Here is a 23555-nt window from a genome sequence, read left to right as displayed (position 1 = left end):
GCTGCAGACACGCGAGTTTTTCAAACGCGTGAGAAGGGCCGACATCTGGCTGCGCGGCGACGTCCCCTTCATTGCAGCTGCCACATGGAAGCGGACGGTCGCGAAACCACCCCAAGCTGCCCTTCCGCGTCCAACCCAACCCAGCCACCCGATTGACCAGCGGCGCTTCTACAAAGCGGTCGTTGGCCAGCTGTCCGATACAAGCCCGGCCTAGCGCTTATGATCCGAGCCATCAGGTACCTTCGCCTGCAATTCGGCAAACACCCTTCGTGGGATGACCACGCCGACAGTCTGGCCATCTGCCGCGATGAAGCGGGCAGCGACGGTATCGCCCCCGTCGATGAACTTGATATCGATCAGTTCGCGGACAGCCACAGCCGTCGCAACGGGCTTTTCATCAGGCATGGATGGCTTCCCCCATGCCGGACCGATATCATGTACAGCAAGTACCATACCTCACGAGGTCGTGAGATAGGGGGCGATGACGGCCTCTCCGAGACAGCGGGTGGCCTCTGCCGCGAGAAGCTTCTGTAGGAGCATGTCGGACTTCTGGATCGAAGAACTGCTGCGAAAGAATGCGGAGATCGTGGCGGCCGACGCGGAGGTCACCGCTCTGCTAAAGCGTCTGCGCGAGTTGCACCAAGAGGGGCGAGACAAATCGGAGGCCGCAGGGCTGTTGGTAGCGAAGCTGAAGCGGCTCCTTCGGCTGCGTGACCAACGGGATCGCAATCTCCAGAAAGGGGCAGACACAGCCTGATGCCGTTCCCGGTCAACGCGACCTGATTTCCTTCAATGAGCAGGGCTATGCGTTGCGGTCGGTCTAGGAGGCGGACATTTTGAGGGTCGGCTTGGGGTCGTGAGCAGGAACGGCGAGGCCGTCCGCTTTTAAACATGGCCGCCCGAAAACGGACCAGCCGAAATCCGCCCCAAGCCGTCATTCCGGTAGCGACCCATGCCGGTCGCCTGGATCGCCAACGCCGCTTCCGGTAAGCAGACATTCTTACGATCTCAGCTAAGATCAGATGTCTTCTGCGATACCGCAACGTATGCCTTTCCTGCTCCCCGAAACGGATCCCCCCGGCCTCAAAAGGCGGGCGAAGTGGGCCGCTATGGGGCTATACGCTATTGTATGCGCTGCTATTTTGAGTTGGTACACTGTGAGAGTCGGTGACCCGAGCTGGAAGAGCGCTACTTCAAAATTGAGTTACCAGAATGATTGGCAGCCGATCTGGCGACAGTTATCGTGTGCTCTATCTGCAGCCTTACTTTTTCTTTGTGGGCTGATCGGCTTCTGGAAGGCCGCGCGGCCATTCCGGTCAAGCGAGGACGTTGACGACCGAGCTAGTAAGGACCGCTAAGGGGCGTCAGGAAGCACGGCGACATCCGCCTCCCTTCATCACCGCCCCGAAACGGGACGGCAATGAACCAACCGAAGCAGCCCTTCCGATAGCGACCCAACGCGTTCGTTCACGACCGCCGCGGCTGCCCCTATAAGCGGACGTAGCAGAGCGCTGGAGCCGCATACTCGTCGTCCTTGCGGACTACCCAACACAGGCAAGACGACGCTGGGCAAGGCCCTCGCGGTCAAGCGTTCCGCTGCCTACGTCCGTGTGGACGGTCACTTCGAGCTCTTCCGCCAGCACCGCGGCCGTGATTGGTCGCGCCGAGCGGCGCAGGATCTGGATGATCTGCAACGGGCGATCGGCGCGGCGCATCGGCTCATCTCTGCTGACAGAACGGTGTCAGCAGGGCTCGGTTACGCCCATCGTTGGCGGCCGCAAAGCCGCGCTCGCTCAGGAGGAAAGCGTGCAACTTGCCTCGACCCGTATCGTCACTGCCGATTTCGACCGCCTCGTCGCCTTCTACGAGGCTGTGACGGGGCTTCCCGCCACGCACTACACGCCTGACTTCGCCGAGATCCGCACGCCGGGCGCGACGCTGGCGATCCAAAGCACGCGCACGCTGGCCTTATCCGGTTTGGACGCCGTCGCCGAGGCCGCAGCCAACCGAAGCGCGATTATCGAGTTCCAAGTCGGCGACGTGGATACGGAACAGGCACGGATTGCGTCTAGTATCGATGTGACGGTGGTGCAGCCGCCGACAACGATGCCGTGGGGCAACCGCTCGCTGTTACTGCGCGACCCAGACGGCACGCTCATTAACTTGTTCGCTCCAGTCACGCCTGAAGCCAAGCAGCGCCTCGGCCAAAGCTGATACGGCAAGAAGCCTATCCTCTGCGGCCCGCTTCTCGCATAACTGCGCTCGGACGCGGACTGGCAGGATACAAACCCCGAGCGGTCCGTCTGGTAGCGACCCATCCCGGTCGCTGCGGGCGTCATTGCTGATGCTCAGAAGCAGTGTCCGCCGTCAGCACTCCTGAGACAGATTGAGGGTCTTCACGAACGGAGGATGGCTGGTTCATCGTAGCCCCCAGGAGCGAAGATGAAACAGTCATCCGGGCCGGCGCGGAAGCCGGCAGAAGCCGTGATCAAGGACATCCGACGCGCCACGCGCCGGCAGTTCTCGGCCGAAGAGAAGATCCGCATCGTGCTGGAAGGGCTGCGCGGTGAGGACAGCATCGCCGAGCTGTGCCGGCGCGAGGGCATCGCCAGCTCGATGTACTATGGCTGGTCCAAGGAGTTCCTGGAGGCCGGCAAGAAGCGGCTGGCCGGCGACACGGCCCGTGCCGCGACCGCCGACGAGGTCCAGGACCTGCGTCGCGAGGCGGGTGCGCTGAAGGAGGTTGTGGCCGATCTCGTCCTGGAAAACCGCCCGCTGAAAAAAAGTATGACCGGGGCTGGGGACGACGAGGCATGAGGTACCCGGCCTCTGAGAAGCTGGAGATCATCCGGCTGGTCGAGCAATCCCACTTGCCGGTGCGCGCCACCTTGGAGAAGCTCGGCATCCCGCGCGCCACTTTCTACCGCTGGTATGACGCCTTCCAGCGTGGCGGCCCCGAGGCATTGGCGGATCGCCCGTCCCGACCCAGCCGGGTCTGGAACCGGTTGCCCGCCGAGGTTCGCGATCAGATCGTTGCCCTCGCGCTGGAGCAGCCGGAGCTCAGCCCGCGCGAGTTGGCGGTGCGCTTCACCGATGAGCGGCGCTACTTCGTCTCGGAGGCCACCGTCTACCGCCTGCTCAGGGCCCAGGACCTGATCACCAGTCCGGCCTACATCGTGGTCAAAGCCTCCGATGAGTTCCACGACAAGACTACCGCGCCTAACCAGCTCTGGCAGACCGATTTCACCTACCTGAAGGTGATCGGCTGGGGCTGGTACTATCTCTCGACGGTGCTGGATGACTTCTCACGCTACATCGTGGCGTGGAAGCTGTGCGCGACGATGCAGACCAGCGACGTCACCGCCACGCTCGACCTGGCGCTGGCGGCGGCCAGGCTCGACCACGTGCAAGTGGTGCATCGGCCACGGCTACTCACCGACAACGGATCGAGCTACGTCGCGGGTGATCTGGCCGATTGGCTCGGCAGCCGGGGCATGACCCATATCCGCGGTGCGCCCCGCCATCCTCAGACGCAGGGCAAGATCGAGCGCTGGCACCAGACGCTCAAGAACCGCATCCTGCTCGAACACGCCTACCTGCCCGGCGAACTGGAGGCGCGGGTTGCCGCCTTTGTCGAGCACTATAACCATCTCCGGGCTCACGAGAGCCTGGGCAACCTCACCCCTGCCGACGTCTACTTCGGCCGCGGCGAGGCCATCCTGCAGGACCGGGCGCGGATCAAGCGCCAGACCCTCATGGACCGCCGCTTACGCCATCACGCGCACGCTGCCTAACCTCTCAACCCAGGTGGACCAGAGCCTCCGTTCCTGAGCGCCTCAAGCCGTCTCAAATCATCTGACGACGGACACTCGGCAGCGCCAGATTGGCGGGCGGCGACAGGCGGCTAGTTGCGGTCAGGGATGAAAAAGGACCGCCCCCGAAATGTGGACGGGGACGGTCCTCCGACGATGGTGGCTTCAGCTAAAGTGACGAGTCACCCTCGCTCAGGCCGCCCGAACAGTTGCGAGGAAACGCCCGACCTCGGCGGTGAGGTGCTCGGATTGACGCGACAGTTCCGAGGCCGCGCCCAGAACTTGGCTCGCCGCTGCCCCGGTCTCCTCGGCGGCGCCAGCCACACCGGCGATGTTGCTGGTCACCTCGCCTGTGCCCATTGCCGCCTGGCTCACATTACGCACGATCTCTCGCGTCGCTGCACCCTGCTCCTCGACGGCGGCCGCGATCGAAGTGGCGACATCGCTGATCTCTCGGATCCGGCCGGTGATACCCGCAATCGACGTCACTGCTTGACCCGTCGAGGCTTGGATCTGCGCGATCTGTCCCGAGATCTCCGATGTGGCCTTCGCGGTCTGCTCCGCCAGCGCTTTCACTTCCGAGGCCACCACCGCAAAGCCCTTCCCCGCCGCCCCCGCGCGCGCTGCTTCGATGGTTGCGTTGAGCGCCAGAAGGTTGGTCTGCCCGGCAATGGTCGAGATCAACCCCACCACATCGCCGATCCGGGACACGGCCACACTCAGCTCCTGCACCAAGGTGCCGGTCTGGTCGGCCTCGTGCACGGCGCGCTGCGCCAATTCGGCCGAGCCTGCGACCTGTCGGCCGATCTCTTGGACCGAGGAGCCCAGCTCCTCCGCCGCTGCAGCTACGGTGTTGACGTTGGAGGCGGCCTCTTCGGCAGCAGCCGCCACGGTCGTCGATTGGCTGGCGGTCTCCGTCGCCGTCGCGGTCATGGTCTGCGCGGTGGCCTGCAACTCGGTAGCCGAGGAAGACACCATGCCGATGATGCCGCCGACAGCCTGCTCGAAGCCGTCCGCCATCTGGCGCATGCCGGCCTTGCGCTGCTCCTCGGCGGCCAAGCGGGCCTGGGCAGTCTCTGCTTCAAGGTGGCGGGTGCGGATCAGGTTGTCCTTGAACACCTGCACGGCAGACGCCATTGCGCCGATCTCGTCATGGCGTCCGATACCCGGGACAGCGACCGTGCTGTCACCAGCAGCCAAGTTACCCATCGCTTCTTCCAGGCGAACGATGGGTTGGGAGACCCACCGCTGCAGGATCAGGAAGCTGACAATGGCAACAGCGAGTATGCCGACGGCTATCCCGGTGAGCATGAGCATCCAAGTCCAAGCCTGACCCGCTGAAGCGGTGGCTTGAGCAGCCAGGACTTCCATCGCGGCAGTCGCAACGGCGAAGACGTTCGACTGCGCATCGCCGGCCAGCTTCAGCCACGTCTCCATGCTGAAGGCGAGCGGTTGGCCGGTCACAGCTGAGGTGTCGATGTCCTTGCGCAGATTCACGAAGGCGCTTCCAGAGAAGCTGTTCTGCGCGGCAGTCAAGGCCGTGCGCAGCTCGGCGGGAGTGTGCTCGTCGATCAGGTCGGTCATGACAGCGAGACCGGACGTGACCTGGTGCGCATATTCGCGCAGCGTCGTCGCCTCTTCCGGCCGCACCGCTCTGTTCTGCGCCAGGATCGTCCGCACCTGGAACCGGAGCAGACCGGCGTTGAGCCGCGCCTGCCACGCGGTCGCGCCGATCTGAATGAGGGGAAACGTCGTTGCATCGAGCGCCACCATGCGCCGCCCCAGAAGCTTGGCTCCCTTCGAGAGCGCGACCAGCACCGGCTCCAGCCGTTGATCAAGTCGGGTCCGCACCGACATGTCGCGTGCGGCTAGCTCCTGCCCGAGGCCGCGGTCAACCTCTGAGCGGACCGCTTTCCAATCGTCGTAGGTGGCGGCGAGTTCGCGATGGACTTGGCCCGCGCCATCCAGTGACAGGCCGGCCAACCCGTTCAGGCCGGCCTCCAGCGCTTTCGTGGCGACCTGACGGTACTCCAGGGCGGCTTTGCGCTCATTCGCGTTCCGATCGTTTCCGATCAGGAGTGCGGCTGACGAGGAGCCCCATTCGAGACGCGTGGAAGCGAAGCTTTCGAAGATAGCTTTGTCGAGTTGAGCCAGCTTGGCGACCTCACTCGCACTCTCTCCGGCCGTGAGGGCCTGTCTGATGCCGCCGCCTGCGAGGCACAGGGCGATGATGCACATCAGGCCAAACAGGCCTGATAGGAGCGCACGGACCGAGATCTTCATCGCAGGGCCTACGTCAATACGCTGCGCAGCATCCAGCGGCAGCTTCCAGATCATAGCTGGCAAACCGGTTGACGAAGATTTAACCTTGATGGCTGGGCCAGCGAGGCTGCCTGCCTTTGCGTAATTTGATCAGGCTGCCCTCGGCGTGAGGGAATTCGTCAACAGATTGGTTGACTCGACACGCGCCCCGTCCACGCCACTCTGATCAAGCCGAAAGAGGGCTCAGCTGCGATGCCGAAGTGCCACCCCGAGGCTCCCGACGCCCCAGCCGTGGTCCCCGTCAAGGTAGTGCCTCGACGCGGGCTGAGCCGGCAGGAGGCTGCCCGCTACAGTGGGGTAGGCGCAGCCAAGTTCGACGAGTTGGTGCGGGATGGACAGGTGTCCGGGCCTTTTCGGCAGCGGATCTCGGGTTCGTCTGGGTTCTGCGAAAGCTGGACGCTGCCTTCGGCGTGCTGCGCCGGCCTGAGGACGCCGAGAGCTTTACCGGATGGAAAGACTTGAATCCCTCCTTGCGGGGGAAGAGCAGGGCCCAGCAGAAGAAGCAGCCGACCAAAGATAATGCGGAGAGGATCCAGACTTGAAAAGATGTCAGACGTCGCCATACCGCCCGGATTGCGCCGTCTGAGGACTATCCAAGACGCCCTCAAGTCTGCGACCTTGTGTCGTTGGCCGAGCAGTGGCGCTGCAGCGCGCAGCACGTCCGCAACATGATCCGGCGATGCGAGCTACAGGCGTTTTTGCATGGTGGGATGCTGATCCCTATCAAGCCGGCTGCCGTCATCGCCTACAAGGAAGCGAAGACGGTCGACGCAATGTGCCAATAGCGGATGCCGTCCGCTTCGGTCGTGAGCGGGGGGCAACTTCCGCTTTGATGCCTTTCAGGTCGTAAGCGGACCGACGGAAATCCACGCTGAGCAGCCATTCCGGTAGCGACCCAACCCGGCCGTAAGGAACGCCGATCGCGCTACTCCAAAGCGGCCGCTCCTCAGTTCTTCAGCAACTCGGGCTCGGGATCGCAAGCAGTCGGTGACGACCTACTTGTGCACCGTTCGGCCATAGCTCGCAGCTGGGGAGGCGATCGGCACCTGCTGATCTGAAGGAGCCGCGGTTCGCTGCCGAGTTGTGGGCGCCGCAAATCCCGCGCGAACGAGCGTCGGCTCTGTTATGGCAGCTCGATTCAATCTCTGGATCGCCAGCGAAGGCAGACCTGCCTTTTGAGAGATCTCCGCTTCTTGCTGCTCAATGAGATCGTGCGCCTGCTGACCACCATCCAGACCGCCAAGGATCGACATCAGTACGCTCCGGCGCGGGGCGCGGCCGAAGTCCCGAAAGACGACGCCGAAGAGGACGAGACCTTAATCCTGAGGCTGTTGCTTCACCTGATTGGCCATACAGCCCGGATACGCCGTCAAGCTCGGCAGCGCTACACCGGCGGGCGGCGACAGGCGGCGGACTACGGTCTGGATATGCAAAAGGAGAGCCGCCGAAAAGGGGAAGCGGACAAACGGCCTGCAGCAACCAGCACCATTTGGAAGCGCCAACTGCCGCGCCTCCTTGCGCCGAATTCAGCTTAGACGCATCCCTCAATTGAAGGATGCGCTCAACATATCGAGCATGCGATACTCACATATGCATTACTTGAAGGGCGATAGATAGGTTGTATTTCCGAATATTTCGGGCATATCGCGATCTAATTGCGCCATTGTTGATCTAATGGACTGCGTTTATGGCAGTTATATCCAAATATTCCACTTATAGATCCCAATCTCATCTGTCGTGTTGAAGAAAGTGTTGAATCCACTGATTTGGGAGATACAGAATGCGAAAAATTCTGATGCTAATAGCCGCTTTTGCTTTGGCTACCGGAGCGTTCTGGGTCACTATGCTGACAAGTCCGCCGAGGCTGGAGGCGAAGGTTCAGACGCGGATAGATACCCGCGAATTGACGCTCAAGGTTCATCTTGAGGATGGGCAACCGTCCGACGCCTTCTGAGTTCGCGCTGCTCGTGGCCGATGTGGAGGAGAGAGGACCAACATGGGGCTGCCTAGCGTCGTGCCTCTGACGGAGGCGGCCGCGTTCACCTTTGGATGCGCAGTGATAAGGGAGCACTGGCTAGATCCGGAGCGGGTTAGCCCGGTGTTAGTTGGTGCGACGGCTGTACTACTGGCCGGGTTGCTCGCTGTCCTTACAATGGACAACATCTGCATTGATGTAAACGCCCTCGATCCTGCAGGGCTATGGCCTGCTCTATAGACAAGCATGGCCAGGGTCGCTCCGACTGCGCGGTCCGGCAGAAGAAACAAACTGGTTCTCGAGCTCCGCCTCGACACCTGCAGCCCGACCATGCTCGACAAGCTCGACGCCCTCCTCGAACGCCTTAAGGTTCACCAGCGCACGCTCATCCTAGTTCCGGGCCTCTCAGGAGCCGCTATTCGTCGACTTCCATACAAAGTCGGCTCAGGGGATTGCCGGCCTTGACTCAGGCCAAGCATGCTCGTGTCCTTCTTCGAGGGCGGGCAACCACGATCTTTGATGTGATATCAGCTCCGCCTCCTCAGCTGAACTGCCTTCTCTCGATAGAAATACATCTCACGGTTACGCGATCTTCGTGACCTTTTAGGATGCTGGTAACTCTTGGTGGATGTTATGCGATCGGACGCCGCGTAGCGTTCCTCTATCCGCCGGACCAACGATGCGCATCTCGATCAAGGCCGCGCTGGGCGGCCTTTTTGCTTTACTGGCAGCCACTGTAGCCGGTGAGAGTGCCATCACGCTGATCAAGCTCAGTGCAATCCGTCACAGTGCGACAACAGTCGCAGGCAACTGGCTACCCTCCGTTCAAACGCTCGGCGAGTTAAACTCAGCCGTCGACAAAACTCGCGTGCGCCAATACCGGCTGGTCGCTGCTACACGTGACCCCCAGCAGCTGGCCGAGTATCGTAAGCAGTACCTGTCGGGGATCGAGGCCGCAGAACAGGTCAGCAGACGCTATGAGACGCTCATCTCCTCGCCCGAGGAGCGCGCGCTCTACGAGCGGTTTGGGAAAGAGTGGATACAGTTCGGAGCCATCGGCAAGCGTGCTGTCGAGCTGATGGATGCAGGCCGCCAGTCGGAGGCACTGAGCGCGATTACTCAGCCCGAGATCGTGAAGCTCTACTCAGGCCTGTCTGAGATCATCACACAAGCTGTGGCCCTCAATCGAGCGGGTGCTCAGGGCGAGGCGGACAAGACCGTGTCCGACGTCGATGACACAACCCGCGTGACCTACGTCGCCATGGTGATCGCACTTGTCCTTGCGCTCGGGGCGATGTTGTTCAGCCTCCTGCGCGTCTCGCATCCGATTACCCGTATGACGGCCACGATGGGCACGCTCGCGGCCGGCGATACGTCAGTCACGGTTCCCGGAGCCGACCGGCGCGACGAGCTCGGCGAGATGGCGGCCGCCGTGCAGGTGTTCAAGGACAACCTGATCCGCACCCGCCACCTTGAAGCAGAGACTGCCCAGGCCCGCTTGGCCGCCGAGGAGCAGCGCAAGGCCGGCATGCGCCAGATGGCGGACGGCTTCGAGGCCGCCGTCGGTGGCATCATCGGCATGGTGTCGTCGTCGGCGACCGAATTGCAGGCCACTGCCCAGACCATGACCGCCACGGCAACCGAGACCGCCAGCCAGTCGACCACGGTGGCTGCGGCCGCCGAGGAGGCCGCCTCCAACGTCAACACCGTCGCGGCCGCGGCGGAGGAGCTGGGCTCTTCTGTCCAGGAGATCGGCCGCCAGGTCGCCGGCTCGGCGGATCTCGCCCGCACCGCTGTCACTGAGGCCGGTCAGACCGGCGCCCTCGTTCAGGAGTTGAGCGCCGCGGTCTCGCGCATCGGTGACGTCGTCACAATGATCTCGTCGATCGCTGGGCAGACGAACCTTCTGGCTCTAAACGCGACGATCGAGGCGGCGCGCGCTGGCGCGGCGGGGCGCGGCTTTGCAGTCGTGGCCTCTGAGGTGAAGGCGCTCGCTGAGCAGACTGCCAAGGCGACGGGTGAGATTTCGGGTCAGATCGCCCAGATCCAGGCTTCGACCGGCCAAGCGGTCACGTCGATTGCCGGAATCACCGAACGGATCCGCGAGATCAGCGGCGTTGCGACCTCGATCGCAGCTGCGGTCGAGGAACAGGGTGCGGCCACTCAGGAGATCGTCAGGAATGTCTCGCAGGCGGCGCAGGGCACCGGAGACGTGACGAGCAACATCGCGGGCGTTGCCGGTGCGGCCGAGGAGACGGGGGCAGCGGCGAGCCAGGTCCTCGGCGCGGCCTCGGAACTGTCGCGCCAGTCAGAGCACCTCAGTGGTGAGGTTGCACGCTTCCTCGCCACCGTGCGAGCGGCGTAAAGCCCGAAGAGGCCGTGCTCTCCAGCTGCACGGCCTCATGAACCATGCTGTCCACATCGTCGAGCCCCTTGCTGAAGCCGACTTGGCCGAAGCCGCCTGCTTAGCCCGAAGGTCGACGGTCCACCGGCGGTCGGCAAGCGGACGCGTTCCGCGTGCGCAGAGGATCGCGCGTGGCCGCGGAGGCGATGTCCGCTTCCTTGCCGTGCCGCAACAGAAGCGGATCGGCGGAAATCCACCCCGAGCAGCCCCGCTAGCGACCCGATCCGGCCGCTGAGCCTGCTAAGGGCACCTCCCTGAAGCGGCCGTTCGTCAGCCGCCCGGCAACTTCGCCTCGGGGTGGGAAGCTGTCAGATGCGGGTCGCTCGCAGCCAAGGTAAGACAGCCTCGGCCTCAGCCTTGGCTTCCTCCGCTGTCGTGAAAAGGCCAGAAGGAGGGTATCCTTCCCGCCACATGGCGGGCGTATCATCCCAGCCTTCAAAGCTATCTTCGGTGTAGAAGAAGAGGCCATCCTGACGCTGGTGGATGGTCAAGCATGTTCGACCGTTGTCACATGCGATCTGGTGAATGGTGGTCGTAGACATAGCCTGTCTCTCAGGAGGTGCCGACCACCCGTTATGGGATAGAGCCAGGACGAGACTTCCACACAGGCAACCTGCCTGTCTGCTAAGGATCGCGTGCGGTCCTACGGCTATGTCCGTTTCGATGCACCTGCCGTCCCGAAGCGGACGGGCAGAAATCCACCCATCTGAGACGTTCAGGCGAGCGGGTCGCGGCGTTAGATATTGGCCGAAAGCGGAAAATCCGCTTTCAAGCGAAGGGCTACTGGAGCCGGACATTCTGGCTTAGTGCGATTGACTGGCTTGGCAGCCCTACGAAGGACGCGATTCTCGAGCAACTTCTGCGGCGAGCACCGCGTGTTCGATTTGCAATTCGGTGGAACGAGCGCTGCGATGGCTGCGGGGACGTTCCCCACAATGAAGAGTACCCCTGGAGGGTCCGGGAGGGTTGTGGCAGGCTCCTTAGTAGGGAAGCTGCTCATCGGTGAGGGCGGACCACACCATCGCGGCGGCGGCGAGGGTCGCCAGACGCAGTTGCCCCACCGTTACCTTGTCGCGCGTATCGGCCGCCGTCAGAACGTACCTGAGATTGGAGTTTCCCTCATCGAAGCCTGCGACGAGGCGCAGGGCCGGAACGCCGTGCCGCGTGAAGTTGGCGTGGTCCGAGTTGGCCATCGGCGGCAGGAAAGTCCCGACGGGCACGCCCGCCGCGACGGTGGCTCGCTCAGCCCAGGCCGCAAGGCCTGGAAGGCCGCTGCACAAGGCCGTCAGACGGCCGGAGCCGGCGACCGAATCGAGGTTGATGTTCAAGGCGAGGGTCTCGCGCTCGGCCTCGGGCAGTCCGTCGAGATAGACCCGCGAGCCCGTCAGGGCCCATTCTTCGGCGCTGAAGAAGGCGAGGCGCAATCCGCGCCGGAAACGCCCCGCATGAGGGGCGAGCGCCCGCGTCACGGCAAGTGCCGCCGCGACACCGGTGGCGTTGTCCATCGCACTCTCGGCGAGATCGTGTCCGTCGAGATGGGCGCTTAGCACGACGGTCTCGGCGGTTTGCCCCGGCAGGTCGAACAGGATCGCCTCCGTGCTGGCTGCGAACTCCGTTGCGACGATCGTGAGCCGGGCGCGGGCGTAGTCCGCTCCTGTCGGCGCGAGGCGCGCGGCGGCCTCCGGCGTGATCCCGAGGGCGGGGATTCCGTCTTCCCGGCCCCGGCCGGATGACCCCGCGACCGGACGTGTCAGAAGGGGCCCGGCGATCAGGAAGCCCACGGCACCCGCCTCCCGCGCCCAGGCATATTTCAACCGGCGGTGGATGTGCCCAGGCGCGAACATGTATTCGTGCCGTACCAGCGCGATGCGGCCCGCCAGGAGGGGAGCAAGCGCGGTGAACTCCGCCTCGGTGCCGCGCCCGACATCCACGACCTCCGCCTCCTGCCCGGAGGGCGGCGTGGCGACGGTGCGCACGAGGGGATGGCAGCCCAGCGGAACGGTCCGATCCCCCTCGACGCGTTCCAGCGTGGCGGAGGATGACCGCCATCCATCATAGGGCGTCGGGACGATTCCGGCCGGTCGCCCCGCCGCCGCCTCGCCCAGGCGCCGGAGGAGGGCTTTTGCGGCATCCTCCGAGGGTGTGCCTGCGAGGCGTCCGCCACAATCACAGATCGCCGCGAACTCGTCCGGCAGGAAGCGGTCGGACAGGATGGAGGCGGCGATGGAGGCGGGGAGAGGCTGCGTCACGCATCATGCTCCATTAGGTAGGGCCGAACGTGCCGGTCGATCTCCCCGGCGAAGGCCTCGGCGAGACGGGAGAGACCGCTCTGCGCCGGCTTCAGCACGGCCACCTCGTAGGCGATGCGCGGGGTGAACGGCCGGATGGCGATGTCGGGCGACGCGTGGCACGCGGCGCCGATCGGATCGACCAGGGCAATCCCGGCCCCCTCCGCCGCAAGGTTCAACGCGGTTGCGAAGAACTCGCACCGGACCATGATCCGCAAGTCCGCCCCGTGCGCGGCGAAGGCCTGGGCGATCGCGGGAGTCGTCCCGTGGGCGGGGAGCAGCCCGATCATCGGCGCCCCGTCGAGCAACGCGGGGGTCAAGGTCTCGTGCATGGCCAGGGGATGAGTCGTCTTGAGAGCCGCGACGGCAGCGAAGCGGTAGCGGCGGAGCACGCTGTCCTTCTTGTCGAACGGCGGCTCGGCGATGCCCAAATCAAAGGCACGGGCCGCGACGAGATCGCGGATCTCGCGCGAGGAGCGGGTCAGCAAATTCAACTGGACGTCCGGCCGCGTCCGCTGGAATTCCGCGACGATGCGGGGAAGCCAAGCGATTCCAGGGCTCGGATTGGTCGCGACCGTCAACGAGCCCCGCGCGGCAGCGGCTATGGCGGCGGCCGCATCGTCCAGTTGCGCGACGCCGGCAAGGGCGCGGACCGCCTCCTCGTAGAAGAGCGTCGCCTCCGGCGTCGGCACCACCTGCCGGCCGTCCCGGCGGAAGAGGGAGAAGCCAACCGCCCGTTCGAGGCGTGCCAGCCCGGCGCTGACGGCCGGTTGCGTGACACCGAGGGTGCGAGCCGCCGCCGTCAGGCTCCCGTGCTCGATGATCGCAGTGAAGAGTTCGATCTGCCGTAGATCCATAACTGTGATTTATCGGACGGCAATCGCCTCTAAGACAAGCCTAAAATTCGAGCGTGACAGGCGGTGATAAATCATCCCAGTCTGTCTGCATCACGGATGGTGATGATCTATGGCGGCTTCGACGCGACGGGTTTTGGTGGGGCAGGAGATTGGAAAGGCGTTTGGATCGCATCGCGTCCTCGATGCCGTGGATCTCACGCTGCACCAGCGGGATGTGGTCTGCGTCATCGGGCCAAGCGGCTCGGGCAAGACTACGCTGCTGCGCTGCCTTGCCCTCCTGACGGCACCGGACCAGGGGCGCGTGCTCATGCACGATCAGGTCGTCGCGGGCGGCAAGGCCGACCGGTCGGTCGCGCGGGCCGCCCGCGCCGTCCGGTCGGACATCGGCATGGTCTTCCAGCACTTCAATCTGTGGCCGCATATGAGCGTGCTGGCCAATGTCATCGAGGCACCGATCCGCGTGCGCGGGCTAATGCGCGACGAGGCCGTCGCCCGGGCCGAGGTGCTGCTCGCCAAGGTCGGCCTGTCCGACAAGCGCGATGCCTATCCGGGCCGGCTCTCGGGCGGCCAGCAGCAGCGCGTGGCCATCGCCCGCGCCCTGGCCATGCGCCCGGCCGTCCTCCTGTTTGACGAGCCGACGAGCGCGCTCGACCCGGAATTGCGGCGCGAGGTTCTGGCGGTGATGCGCGACCTCGCCAGCGAGGGGATGACCATGATGGTCGTGACCCACGAGATGGGATTTGCCGAGAAGGTCGGCAGCCGCGTCGTCTTCATGGATGGCGGCCGGATCATCGAGGAGGGCGAACCGAAGGCCTTCTTCGCCGCGCCCTGCACCGACCGTGCGCGCCGCTTCCTGGCACAGTTCGAGGACTGATCGGCACCCGCATTCAGACGGAGGATTGCACGATGACACGTCGTTTCACCGGACTCCTCGCGGCCGTCCTGACCGGGATTGCCCTTCTCGGGTCGGCCCTTCCCGCCGATGCCCAGCAAACGCAGTCGCATCTCTACGACATCACCAAGTCCGGCAAGCTGCGCGTGTGCACTTGGCCGCTCTACTACTCGATCTCCTTCCGCAACCCCGCGACCGGTGAACTCGAGGGGATCGACGCCGACCTGATGAAGGAGTTGGCCAAGGACATGGGCGTCAAGCTCGAGGTCGTCGAGACCGCTTTCGGCACCTTCATCGCCGACCTTCAGGCCAACAAATGCGACATCGGCATGTTCGGCGTCGGCGCAACGATGAAGCGGGCGCAAGCCGTCGAGTTCTCAAAGCCGTACCTCGTGACCAACGTCTATGCGGTGGTGAAGGAGGACGGCCCGATCAAGCAATGGGGCGACATCGACAAGAAGGGCATCACCGCCGCGGTCACTCTCGGCTCCTACATCGAGCCGTTCATGCGCGGCTACCTGAAGAACGCCTCCGTCAACGCGGTGGCGCCGCCGGCCACCAGCCAAGCGGAATTGATGACGAACCGGGCCGACGTCATCATGAGCGACTTCCCCACCGCCCTGCGCATGAAGAAGGAGTTCCCCGGCGTCACCTACCTACTGCCGCCGGAGAAGCTCGCGGTAACGCCCTACGCCTACGTCGTCGCGCCGGGCGACCAGATCTGGCTCAACTACGTCAACCTGTTCGTCGACACGATCAAGCTCGACGGGCGTCTCGCCAAATTCGCCGAGAAGAACGGGCTCGGCCCGATCGTCGCGCCGTAGGCCGCCGGCGATGGGCACCTATCAATTCCGCTGGGACGTGATTCCGGCGAACCTCCCGTTCCTGCTCTCGGGCGTCCAGACCACCCTCATCATCTCAGGGCTGACCCTCGTCTTCGCAACGGCAGGCGGCCTTCTGGTCGCTGTCATGTCGGGCTCCCGCTTCTGGCCCCTGCGGGCGATCAGCCTCATCTACGGTGAGGTCATCCGCAATACTCCGATCCTCGTGCAACTGCTGTGGGCCTACTACGTCCTGCCGATCCTCCTCGGGATCCGCCTCGACGCCTTCGCCGCCGCCATCCTCGGCCTGTCGATCTACTCCTCGGCCTTCATCGCCGAGGTCTTCCGGGCTGGAATCCAGGCAGTCCCGGTCGGGCACCGGGAGGCGGCTCAGGTCCTCGGGCTCACGCCGGGCCAGAGCTTCGTGCGCATCGTCCTACCGCAGGCGGTCCGCCTCATCCTCCCGCCGCTCGCGGCCAACTTCGTGCAACTCATCAAGTATTCCTCCCTGGCCGCCGTCATCTCAGTCGGCGAGATCACCCGGCGGGGTATGGAGTTGTCCTCATCGACGTTCCGGCCGCTAGAGATCTTCACCTTCATCGCGGCCATCTACTTCGCGATCTGTTGGCCGCTGACCCAATCCATCCGCATCTGGGAGCGCCGCCTTGCCGCGCGCTGACGCCGCCCGCCGCACCCTCGCCATCGACCGCGCCTCCGAGGTGGCCGCTATCGCCCGGCGGCTGATCGCGGCCGCATCCCCCAACCCGCCGGGCGACATCCGCGCGGTCGCCGAGGTCGCCGTCGCCTGCATCCGCGAAACGGTGCCCGCGGCCGAGATCGCGCAGTACGAATGCGCGGAGGGCATCGTGAACGTGGTTGCCCGGGTCCGGGGCGCGGGACCCGGCCGCCGGGTCATCCTCAACGGCCATCTCGACACATACCCCGTGGGTGAACCCAGTTCTTGGAGCGTCGATCCGGCCGGCGCGACCATCGATGGGCGCTTGTACGGACGCGGAGCCGCCGACATGAAGGGCGGGATCGCTGCCTCCATCGTCGCCCTCGCCGGGCTTGCCGACGTCGCGGACGCATGGCCCGGAGAAGTCGTCCTCACGCTGGCCGGAGACGAGGAGACGATGGGCCCCCTCGGAACCCGGTGGCTGCTCGACACCGTACCCCACGCAACGGGGGATGCGGTAATCATCGGCGATGCCGGCTCGCCGCGCGTCCTGCGCTTCGGCGAGAAGGGCTTCCTCTGGATCGAGGTCGAGGCGGTGGGGCGGCCCGCCCACGGCGCCCACGTCCACCTCGGAGATAACGCGATCGACCGGCTGCGCAGGGCGCTGGACCGGCTCGGCGCGGCCTTGGCGGCGGTGCCCGTGATCGCACCGGCCGCCGTGAGCGAGGCGATCGCGCGGTCGCGTCCCATCTCCGAGCCCCTGGCCGGGGCCGGCGAGGCAGAAACGCTCGGCCAGATCACCGTCAATCTCGGCCGGATCGAGGGCGGCACATCGCCCAACCTCGTCCCGTCCCGGGCCAGCGCCGCCCTCGACATCCGCCTCCCCGTCGGCGTGGCGGCGGAGGCGGTCGAGGCCGCGATCCGCGGCGCCCTCGACGATCCGGACCTGACGGTCCGGGTGCTGCGAAACTTCGCGCCGAACCACACCGACCCGAACCATCGCCTCGTGCGCTTTTGCGCCGCCGCCGCCGGAGAGGTGATCGGCGCCCCGATCGCGGTGAACATGCGGGTCGGCGGCTCGGACGCCCGCTGGTTCCGGATGCGCGGCATCCCCACCGTCGTCTACGGGCCTACCCCCCACGGCATGGGTGGGCCCGACGAGTTCGCCACCATCGCCGAACTCGGGCAGGTCGCGCGCGTCCACGCGCTCACCGCCTTCGACTTCCTGAGGGACACGCAGCCTTGACCGAATCGCTGTTCACCGCGCCGGAAACCTTCATGGGGCTTCCCGCTAGCAGCCCCGGTCCCGGATGCCGGGCGGCGATCCTCGGCGTCCCGTTCGACTGCGGGACGCACGCCTTTCGGGTAGGGGCGCGGCAGGGCCCGACCGCCGTGCGCCGCCAATCCGGCCTAATCCGCCGGTTCCACCCCTCGCTGGCGGATGTCGATGTGCTGAGCCTCCTCGGCGCCGTCGATTGTGGAAACGTCGCCCTCACACCAGGGCGCATCGACGATGCGCTGCCCCGGATCGAGGCGGCAGCCGGCGCGATCCTCGATGCGGGGGCCGTGCCGGTCGGGATCGGCGGCGATGGCTCGGTATCGCTGGCGCTCATGCGGGCGGCGGGGCGCCGGCATCCGGGGCTCGTCGCACTCCATATCGACAGCCATACGGACGCCTATCCCTATGAGCCGGACGACCGGTACAACGCCGCGACGCAGTTCACGAACGCGGCCGAGGAGGGTTGGGTCGATGCCCCCCGGTCCTGGCACGTGGGCGTGCGCGGGTTCACCTATTGCAGCGGCGTCCTCGACCACGCGACCCGCCTTGGTTTCCGTGTCGTGACCGCGGAGACGCTGGTACGGCGGGGCTTCGCGCAGACCATGGCCGAGTTCCACAGCACCGTGGGCGAACGACCGGTCTATCTCTGCTGGGACATGGATGTCTTCGATCCATCCGTCGCCCCCGGTGTCTGCACGCCGACCTGGGGCGGCCTGACGGCGCGGGAGGGAATCGAGCTGATCCGCAGCCTGAGCGGCCTGAACATCGTGGCGATGGACTTCAACACCGTGAGCCCGCCGCAGGACGTGAACGACATGGCCGCGCATCTGTGTGCGCACATGATCATGGAGGGTATGCTTCTGCTGGCCCGCCGGCATGACCTGATCCAGGACATGGCCTGAGTATCGTCGGCCCGACCAGCCGGGTGTGAGAGATCGCCCTCGGCGCCCATGCCCTGAGGAGAGGCGATACCGGGGGCATGTGGAGGGGCTGCCCCCTCCCGCAGTGGGCGAGCACGCCCGTCCTCCGGCGCCTGCGGTCCGTCACGGGGGATCGTAGCCAAAGCACGGCCCCGCTCGTGGCGCATGCAGCTTACCGATGCGCCGCTTGCGTCCAAGCCGATCCCCGGCCTTCCGCGGGATGACCATGCGCGGGGCGCGATCCTTTGCCCTCAGGTCAATGATGCAGGCCGCCATGCGTTCGGACACGCCCTACGATGTCATCGTGGTCGGGATTGGCGGGATGGGCAGTGCCGCGGCCTGGCAGTTGGCCAAGCGCGGTCAGCGTGTGCTCGGGCTGGAGCGCTACGACATCCCCCACGCCATGGGTTCGTCCCACGGGATCAGCCGGATCATCCGTCTGCCCTATTACGAGGATCCGGCCTATGTGCCGCTCCTGCGCCGGGCCTACGCGCTGTGGCGGGACCTTGAGGCGGCAACGGGCGACGAAATCCTGGTGATCACCGGCTCCATCGACGGCGGCGCCGAGGAGAGCGATGTCTTTCAGGGTGCCCTGGCCTCGGCCCGGCTGCACGACCTGCCCCACGAGGTCCTCACCGCCAACGCGGTCAACGAGCGGTTCCCGGCCTACCGGCTCGCGGAGGGCATGCGCGCCGTCTATCAGCCCCAGGGCGGGCTCGTGGCCAGCGAGCGGGCGATCGTCGCCCATGTCCGGGCTGCGCAGGCCCACGGCGCGGAGATCCATGCTCGCGAGCAGGTTCTCGACTGGCAGGCGACCCCGGGAGGTGGGGTCGTCGTGCGGACCGATCACGGCACCTACGAAGCCGGGCGGCTGGTCCTGACGGCGGGGGCCTGGGCGGCGGACCTCGCCGCGCCCCTGGCTGGTCTTGCCGCCCCGGAGCGCCAAGTGTTGGCATGGCTCCAGCCGCAGGAGCCCGCTTGGTTCGAGCCGTCGCGCTTTCCGGTCTTCAACTTGCAGGTGCCGGAGGGGCGCTACTACGGACTGCCCGTCTATGAGGTTCCGGGGTTCAAGTTCGGACGCTACCATCACCTCGGCGAGACCGGCGCTCCCGACGCCCTGCGGCGGGAGCCGGACGCCGCCGACGAGCGCCTCCTGCGCGACTTTGCGGAACGCTACTTCCCCGCCGGCAGTGGGCCGACCATGGCCCTGCGCGACTGCATGTTCACCAACACCCCCGACGAGCACTTCATTCTGGATCACCACCCGGATCATCCGCAGGTCGTGCTCGCCTCGCCGTGCTCGGGGCACGGCTACAAGTTCTGCTCGGTGATCGGCGAGATCCTGGCGGACCTTGCCAGCGGCGACGGGCGGACCCGCCACGAAATCGGCTTCCTGGGCCTCGACCGGCCGGGCCTGCGCCCCGCCGGTCGGTAGTGCCGAAGGCGTCACGGGAAAGGAAAGAGCCGGGGCCTATACCCGCGGCGTGACCTCGAACAGGCAATGGTCGTGTGTGCCCTCCGCAGCGCAGTAGGCTTCCCGGGCCTGGAGATGCAGCGTCCGGCCCGAGGCCGCCGCCGCGTACTCAAGCGAGCCTTCGAGCCACGCGGCGAACATCGTGCAGACCTTGCGGCCGAGGCGTCGGCGCTCCTCGTCCACGAAGGCCGAGTTCCGCAGGCGGACCGAAGCGTTGCCAGCGCCAAGATCAACGTCCAGTACCTCGAACTGACCCCAGCCGCGTTGGGTGATGCGCCGCATGTAGTGGTGGAACGCCCCGAGGCCGTCCAGCCCGTGATGAGCAGCTTCCATCTCGCACCAATGGTAGGCCGAGCGATGGCCTGCGGGCCGCAGCACCTCGGCCAGCCGTTCGGGCCCCAGCTCCGTCTCAAGGGCGAAGTGGTTGTTGAGGAAGAAGTGCTGCGGCACCAGGATCATCGGCAGCGCATCGACGGACCAGCGCCCGGTGGCGTCGTCGACGTGGATCTCGACCTGCGGCTTGCCCATGGTCCTCACGCTCCCCACACGTCGCGCAGGAGCGCGACCCAGTTGCCGCCGATGACCCGTTCGATACGGGCGTCCGGCCAGCCACGGCGCTCCATCGCCGCCGTCAGGTTCGGCCACTCGCCGATGGTGCGCAGGCCCTCTGGGTTGATCACCTCGCCGAAATCAGTGAGCCGGCGGCCATAGCCCTTGTCGTGTGTGATCCAGTCGAAGAACGGCCGGCCGTAACCCTGCGTGAAGTCGGTGCCGATGCCGACCTTGTCTTCGCCGCACAGGTTCAGGACGTACTCGATCGCCTCGACGTAATCGTCGACCGTCGATTCCAGCCCGCGCCTGAGGAAGGGCGGGAACATGGTCACGCCGACGAACCCGTCCCGCTCGGCGATGAAGCGTAGCTGTTCGTCGGATTTGTTGCGCGGGTGCGCCTTCAGCCCGGCCGGAAGGCAGTGGGAGTACGCAACCCGTTGCTTCGAGGCGACAATCACGTCCTCGCTGGTCTTGGGACCCACATGCGAGAGGTCGGCCAGGACGCCGAGCCGGTTCATCTCGGCCAGCACATCGTGCCCGAAATCGGAAAGGCCGCCATCCCGGCTCTCGTAGCAGCCGGTGCCGACGAGGTTCTGAGTGTTGTAGGCCATCTGGATGATGCCGACACCGAGTTCCTTGAACAGGCCGAGATAGCCGATCTGGTCCTCGATGCCGGTGATGTTCTGCCAGCCAAGGATGATCCCGGTTTTCCCGGCCTCCTTAGCGGCCCGTATGTCGGCGGTGGTGTAGATTTGCGTGATCAGGTCCGTATGGTCGCGTAAATACGCTTTCCAGCGCATCACGTTGCGCATCGTCTCCGTAAAGTTCTCCCAGACGCAGCAGGTGCAGTTCGCGGCGGTGAGCCCAGCCTTCCGCATGTCCTCGAAGACCGATCGGCCGAAATCAGAGATGATCAGGCCGTCGATGACGATCGATCGGTCGTGCAGTTCGGACGGCATGCGCGGTCTCCGCTGGGGCTTCCGGGGTTTGGGTCGTCCTTGATCGACCCTTCCGTCGGACGACAGCTAGGACGTTTCCGTCATCGGGTCGGTACGCATGCGCCTCGCTCCGCGGTGGCACCGATGGCGCATCCGTTCAGGGGCCAGCGCGCTTGCGTGCTAGTCTGCTTATGGCCGCGCTGCCTAGTCTGCCCTCGAATTCAGACGGAGAGGCGGAATGGGTCGGATCATGCGGCGGTGCCTCGCGGTGGTGGCGGGCACGCTTCTCATTCCAGGATGGGCCGAGGCCAAGGACACGGTGAAGATCGCGTTCGTCGGTCCCCTCACCGGTCCGAACTCTCCGCACGGAATCGGCGCCCGCAACTCTGCCGAACTTGCCGTGAAGCTGTTCAACGCCGATCCGGCCCACACCTACCAGTACGAACTGGTCGTCCAGGATGATGAGTGTAAGCCGAATGTCGGCGTGCAGGTCGTGACAAAGCTCGGCTCAGACCGGAGCATCGCGGCGGCGGTGCCGCATTACTGCTCGGCCACCGCAATCGCCACCGTCGATGTGTTCCACCGCTTCAAGCTGCCGATGGTGGTGTGGGCGGCTGTGCTGCCCGAAATCACCTATGCCAACAAATACCCGGAGATCCACCGGGTGAGCGGCATTCTGATCGGCCAAAACCGGGTCGGTGCGCAGTTCATGAAGGAAAAGGGTTACAAGACCTTCGTCTCATTCGCCGACTCGACCGATTACGGCAAGTCGATGAACAAATATTTCACCGAGTTCACCAAGGAAAACGGTGGAAACATCCTCGGAAGCTTCGCGGTCGCGCCCGATCAGCAGGATCTCAGCGCCGAACTGACGAAGATCAAGGAGCTGAATCCAGAGGTGATCTATTTCGGCGGCCTCACGCCGCTGGGAACGCGCTTGCGGACCCAGATGGACAAGCTCGGCATCAAGGCGCAGTTCGAAGGCAATTCGGGGATCATGGGCGATGCGTTCATCAACGCCGTCGGGCCGGATCTCGCCGAAGGCACCGTGACCTTCTTCGATTCGCCGCCCCTCTCCAAGATGCCCGGCGGCGCGGCCTTCACCGAAAACTACAAGGCGGCGGGCTACCGGGAGCCGCCGGAGGCCTACGGCCCCTTCGCCTACATCGCCACCCACCTGCTGATGCAGAAGATCGAGGCGGTGGGGCCTGACCGGGCGAAGATCACCGCGGCGCTCGGTGACGTGAAGGACGTGCCCTCGATCGTCGGGCCGATCACCTTCGACGACCACGGCCAGAACATCACGCCGCTCACCACGAAGTACGTGGTGCAGGACGGAAAGTGGGTGGTCTGGGAGGACAGCGAGTACGCGAGCGGCAAGCGCAAGTTGTTGCACCGCTGAGACCGAGCGATCGGAGACATGCGATGAGCGCGATCGGCCAGTACGTCCTCAACGGGCTCATGCAGGGGACGATCTACGGCCTCGTGGCGATGGGGTTCACGATCTTCTTCGGTGTGATGAACGTCATCAAGTTCTCCCATGGGGACGTGATGACGTTCGGGGCCTTCGGCGCCCTGGTCGCGGCGACTGCCGCCGCCGCCGCAGGGCTGCCGACGAGCGTGCAGATCCTGGCCGCCGTCTCGACGGCCGTAGGTCTCGCCGCGCTCCTCGGCGCCGGGATCTCCCGCCTCCTGATCCTGCCCCTGCGCTCCGCCCCGCCCCTCAACCTGCTGCTGATGACGATGATGGTCGGCACCGTGATCCGCGAGGCGATCCGGCTGTTCTTCCCCAACGGCACCAATTCGCAGCGCTTCCCCGCCCTGCTGCCACCTGGGGGGGCGACGGTCGGTGGCGTCTTCGTCCGCTACGACGGGCTGATCCTGATCGTGGCCGGGCTCCTGCTCATCGCCCTCGTCCACCACATCATCAACCGCACCCGCTTCGGGCTCGCGATGCGGGCGGTGGCGGAGGATCAGGAAACCGCCCGAACGATGGGCGTCAACTTCTTCCGTGTCGTCCCCCTGACTTTCGCCCTCGGTTCGGCGACGGCGGGCTTCGCGGGGGTGATCTCCGGCCTGTACTATAGCGAGATCAACTACGGCATGGGCCTGTTGATCGCGGTGATCGGCTTCAGTGCGGCCATCGTGGGCGGCCTCGGCAATCTCTGGGGGGCGATCCTCGGGGGCTACCTCTTCGCAGGCCTCCAAACGGCGGTCGTCGCCGCCCTGCCGGCCTTCAGCGAATACAAGAACGTCGTCGCCTTCGTCGCCGTCATCGCCCTGATCACGTGGCGCCCCACCGGGCTGCTGGCCGAGCGCGCCAGCGAGCGCGTCTGACCTCTCCT

General features: G+C 65.4%; 20 protein-coding genes and 1 pseudogene. 13 read left to right on the top strand and 8 right to left on the bottom strand.

What is annotated here, in order from left to right:
- Positions 1-210 precede the first annotated feature (210 nt).
- Entirely contained in the window at positions 211-405 is a 195-nt protein-coding gene (locus tag BLT59_RS30655; protein WP_139174058.1) for a hypothetical protein, read from the bottom strand.
- Between the two features lie 133 nt (positions 406-538).
- Between BLT59_RS30655 and BLT59_RS16230 the strand changes: the two genes are divergently transcribed.
- Entirely contained in the window at positions 539-757 is a 219-nt protein-coding gene (locus tag BLT59_RS16230) for a hypothetical protein (protein ID WP_091782193.1), read from the top strand.
- 844 nt (positions 758-1601) lie between these two features.
- Here the strand turns inward: BLT59_RS16230 and BLT59_RS30645 are convergent.
- Positions 1602-1694, bottom strand: a pseudogene (locus BLT59_RS30645) (HTH domain-containing protein); the annotation flags it as partial.
- Here BLT59_RS30645 and BLT59_RS16225 point away from each other — a divergent pair.
- On the top strand, positions 1651-2214 hold the full coding sequence (locus BLT59_RS16225) for a VOC family protein (RefSeq protein ID WP_348272290.1): 564 nt from the start codon (positions 1651-1653) through the stop codon (positions 2212-2214). The pseudogene BLT59_RS30645 and the gene BLT59_RS16225 overlap by 44 nt on opposite strands.
- Before the next feature lie 228 nt (positions 2215-2442).
- Positions 2443-3794, top strand: a protein-coding gene (locus tag BLT59_RS16220; protein ID WP_091782187.1) for an IS3 family transposase whose coding sequence is annotated in 2 segments (ribosomal slippage) — positions 2443-2778 and positions 2781-3794 — 1350 coding nt in all. Because the reading frame shifts where the segments join, the coding sequence is not laid out codon by codon here.
- 210 nt (positions 3795-4004) lie between these two features.
- On the opposite strand, the gene BLT59_RS16215 is transcribed toward BLT59_RS16220, so the two are convergent.
- Positions 4005-6149, bottom strand: coding sequence for a methyl-accepting chemotaxis protein (locus BLT59_RS16215; protein WP_348272289.1), 2145 nt, complete (start codon positions 6147-6149; stop codon positions 4005-4007).
- Positions 6150-7327: 1178 nt separating this feature from the next.
- Here BLT59_RS16215 and BLT59_RS31330 point away from each other — a divergent pair.
- Positions 7328-7669: a hypothetical protein gene (locus BLT59_RS31330; protein WP_175544032.1), complete on the top strand. Its 342-nt coding sequence runs from the start codon at positions 7328-7330 to the stop codon at positions 7667-7669.
- A 1119-nt stretch (positions 7670-8788) separates the two neighbouring features.
- Positions 8789-10474 (top strand): methyl-accepting chemotaxis protein, encoded by a 1686-nt coding sequence (locus BLT59_RS16200; protein ID WP_091782181.1) that lies wholly within the window; start codon positions 8789-8791, stop codon positions 10472-10474.
- A 347-nt stretch (positions 10475-10821) separates the two neighbouring features.
- Here BLT59_RS16200 and BLT59_RS30640 read toward each other — a convergent pair whose 3' ends face one another.
- From BLT59_RS30640 to BLT59_RS16190, 3 genes are all read right to left on the bottom strand, one after another.
- Positions 10822-11055 carry a hypothetical protein gene (locus BLT59_RS30640; protein ID WP_139174056.1) on the bottom strand — a complete coding sequence of 78 codons (234 nt, stop codon included), beginning with the start codon at positions 11053-11055 and terminating at the stop codon, positions 10822-10824.
- Positions 11056-11493: 438 nt separating this feature from the next.
- The gene (locus tag BLT59_RS16195; protein ID WP_091782178.1) at positions 11494-12762 is read right to left on the bottom strand and encodes a M28 family peptidase; all 1269 of its coding nucleotides are present in this window, start codon (positions 12760-12762) and stop codon (positions 11494-11496) included.
- Positions 12759-13658 carry a LysR family transcriptional regulator gene (locus tag BLT59_RS16190; protein ID WP_091782176.1) on the bottom strand — a complete coding sequence of 300 codons (900 nt, stop codon included), beginning with the start codon at positions 13656-13658 and terminating at the stop codon, positions 12759-12761. The genes BLT59_RS16195 and BLT59_RS16190 overlap by 4 nt, the downstream gene beginning before the upstream one ends.
- 109 nt (positions 13659-13767) lie before the next feature.
- Here BLT59_RS16190 and BLT59_RS16185 point away from each other — a divergent pair, with 109 nt between their 5' ends.
- The 6 genes from BLT59_RS16185 (at position 13768) to solA (ending at position 19681) form a co-directional block, all read left to right on the top strand.
- Complete coding sequence (locus tag BLT59_RS16185) at positions 13768-14532, top strand: amino acid ABC transporter ATP-binding protein (protein WP_091782174.1); 765 nt, start codon at positions 13768-13770, stop codon at positions 14530-14532.
- 32 nt (positions 14533-14564) lie between these two features.
- The gene (locus tag BLT59_RS16180) at positions 14565-15374 is read left to right on the top strand and encodes an ABC transporter substrate-binding protein (RefSeq protein WP_091782172.1); all 810 of its coding nucleotides are present in this window, start codon (positions 14565-14567) and stop codon (positions 15372-15374) included.
- Between the two features lie 10 nt (positions 15375-15384).
- On the top strand, positions 15385-16050 hold the full coding sequence (locus BLT59_RS16175) for an amino acid ABC transporter permease (protein WP_091782170.1): 666 nt from the start codon (positions 15385-15387) through the stop codon (positions 16048-16050).
- A complete protein-coding gene (locus BLT59_RS16170) occupies positions 16037-17293 on the top strand; it encodes a M20/M25/M40 family metallo-hydrolase (protein ID WP_091782168.1) in 1257 nt (418 codons plus the stop codon). The genes BLT59_RS16175 and BLT59_RS16170 overlap by 14 nt, the downstream gene beginning before the upstream one ends.
- On the top strand, positions 17290-18228 hold the full coding sequence (locus tag BLT59_RS16165; protein ID WP_091782166.1) for an arginase family protein: 939 nt from the start codon (positions 17290-17292) through the stop codon (positions 18226-18228). The genes BLT59_RS16170 and BLT59_RS16165 overlap by 4 nt, the downstream gene beginning before the upstream one ends.
- Positions 18229-18520: 292 nt before the next feature.
- On the top strand, positions 18521-19681 hold the full coding sequence (gene solA, locus BLT59_RS16160) for an N-methyl-L-tryptophan oxidase (protein WP_091782325.1): 1161 nt from the start codon (positions 18521-18523) through the stop codon (positions 19679-19681).
- 36 nt (positions 19682-19717) lie between these two features.
- Here the strand turns inward: solA and BLT59_RS16155 are convergent, their stop codons facing one another.
- Together BLT59_RS16155 and BLT59_RS16150 are read right to left on the bottom strand one after the other, a co-directional pair.
- On the bottom strand, positions 19718-20248 hold the full coding sequence (locus BLT59_RS16155) for a 4-vinyl reductase (protein ID WP_091782164.1): 531 nt from the start codon (positions 20246-20248) through the stop codon (positions 19718-19720).
- A gap of 5 nt (positions 20249-20253) precedes the next feature.
- Entirely contained in the window at positions 20254-21231 is a 978-nt protein-coding gene (locus tag BLT59_RS16150) for a dipeptidase (protein ID WP_091782162.1), read from the bottom strand.
- Positions 21232-21448: 217 nt separating this feature from the next.
- Between BLT59_RS16150 and BLT59_RS16145 the strand changes: the two genes are divergently transcribed.
- Complete coding sequence (locus BLT59_RS16145; protein WP_244514018.1) at positions 21449-22612, top strand: branched-chain amino acid ABC transporter substrate-binding protein; 1164 nt, start codon at positions 21449-21451, stop codon at positions 22610-22612.
- A gap of 23 nt (positions 22613-22635) precedes the next feature.
- Positions 22636-23547 (top strand): branched-chain amino acid ABC transporter permease, encoded by a 912-nt coding sequence (locus tag BLT59_RS16140; protein WP_091782159.1) that lies wholly within the window; start codon positions 22636-22638, stop codon positions 23545-23547.
- Positions 23548-23555: the final 8 nt, after the last annotated feature.

Origin of the sequence: Methylobacterium sp. UNC378MF, from assembly GCF_900103195.1 — a bacterium.
Taxonomy (GTDB): Bacteria; Pseudomonadota; Alphaproteobacteria; order Rhizobiales; family Beijerinckiaceae; genus Methylobacterium.
Note: the sequence above shows the minus strand (reverse complement) of the source record. Positions and strands in the feature narration are given on the sequence as shown.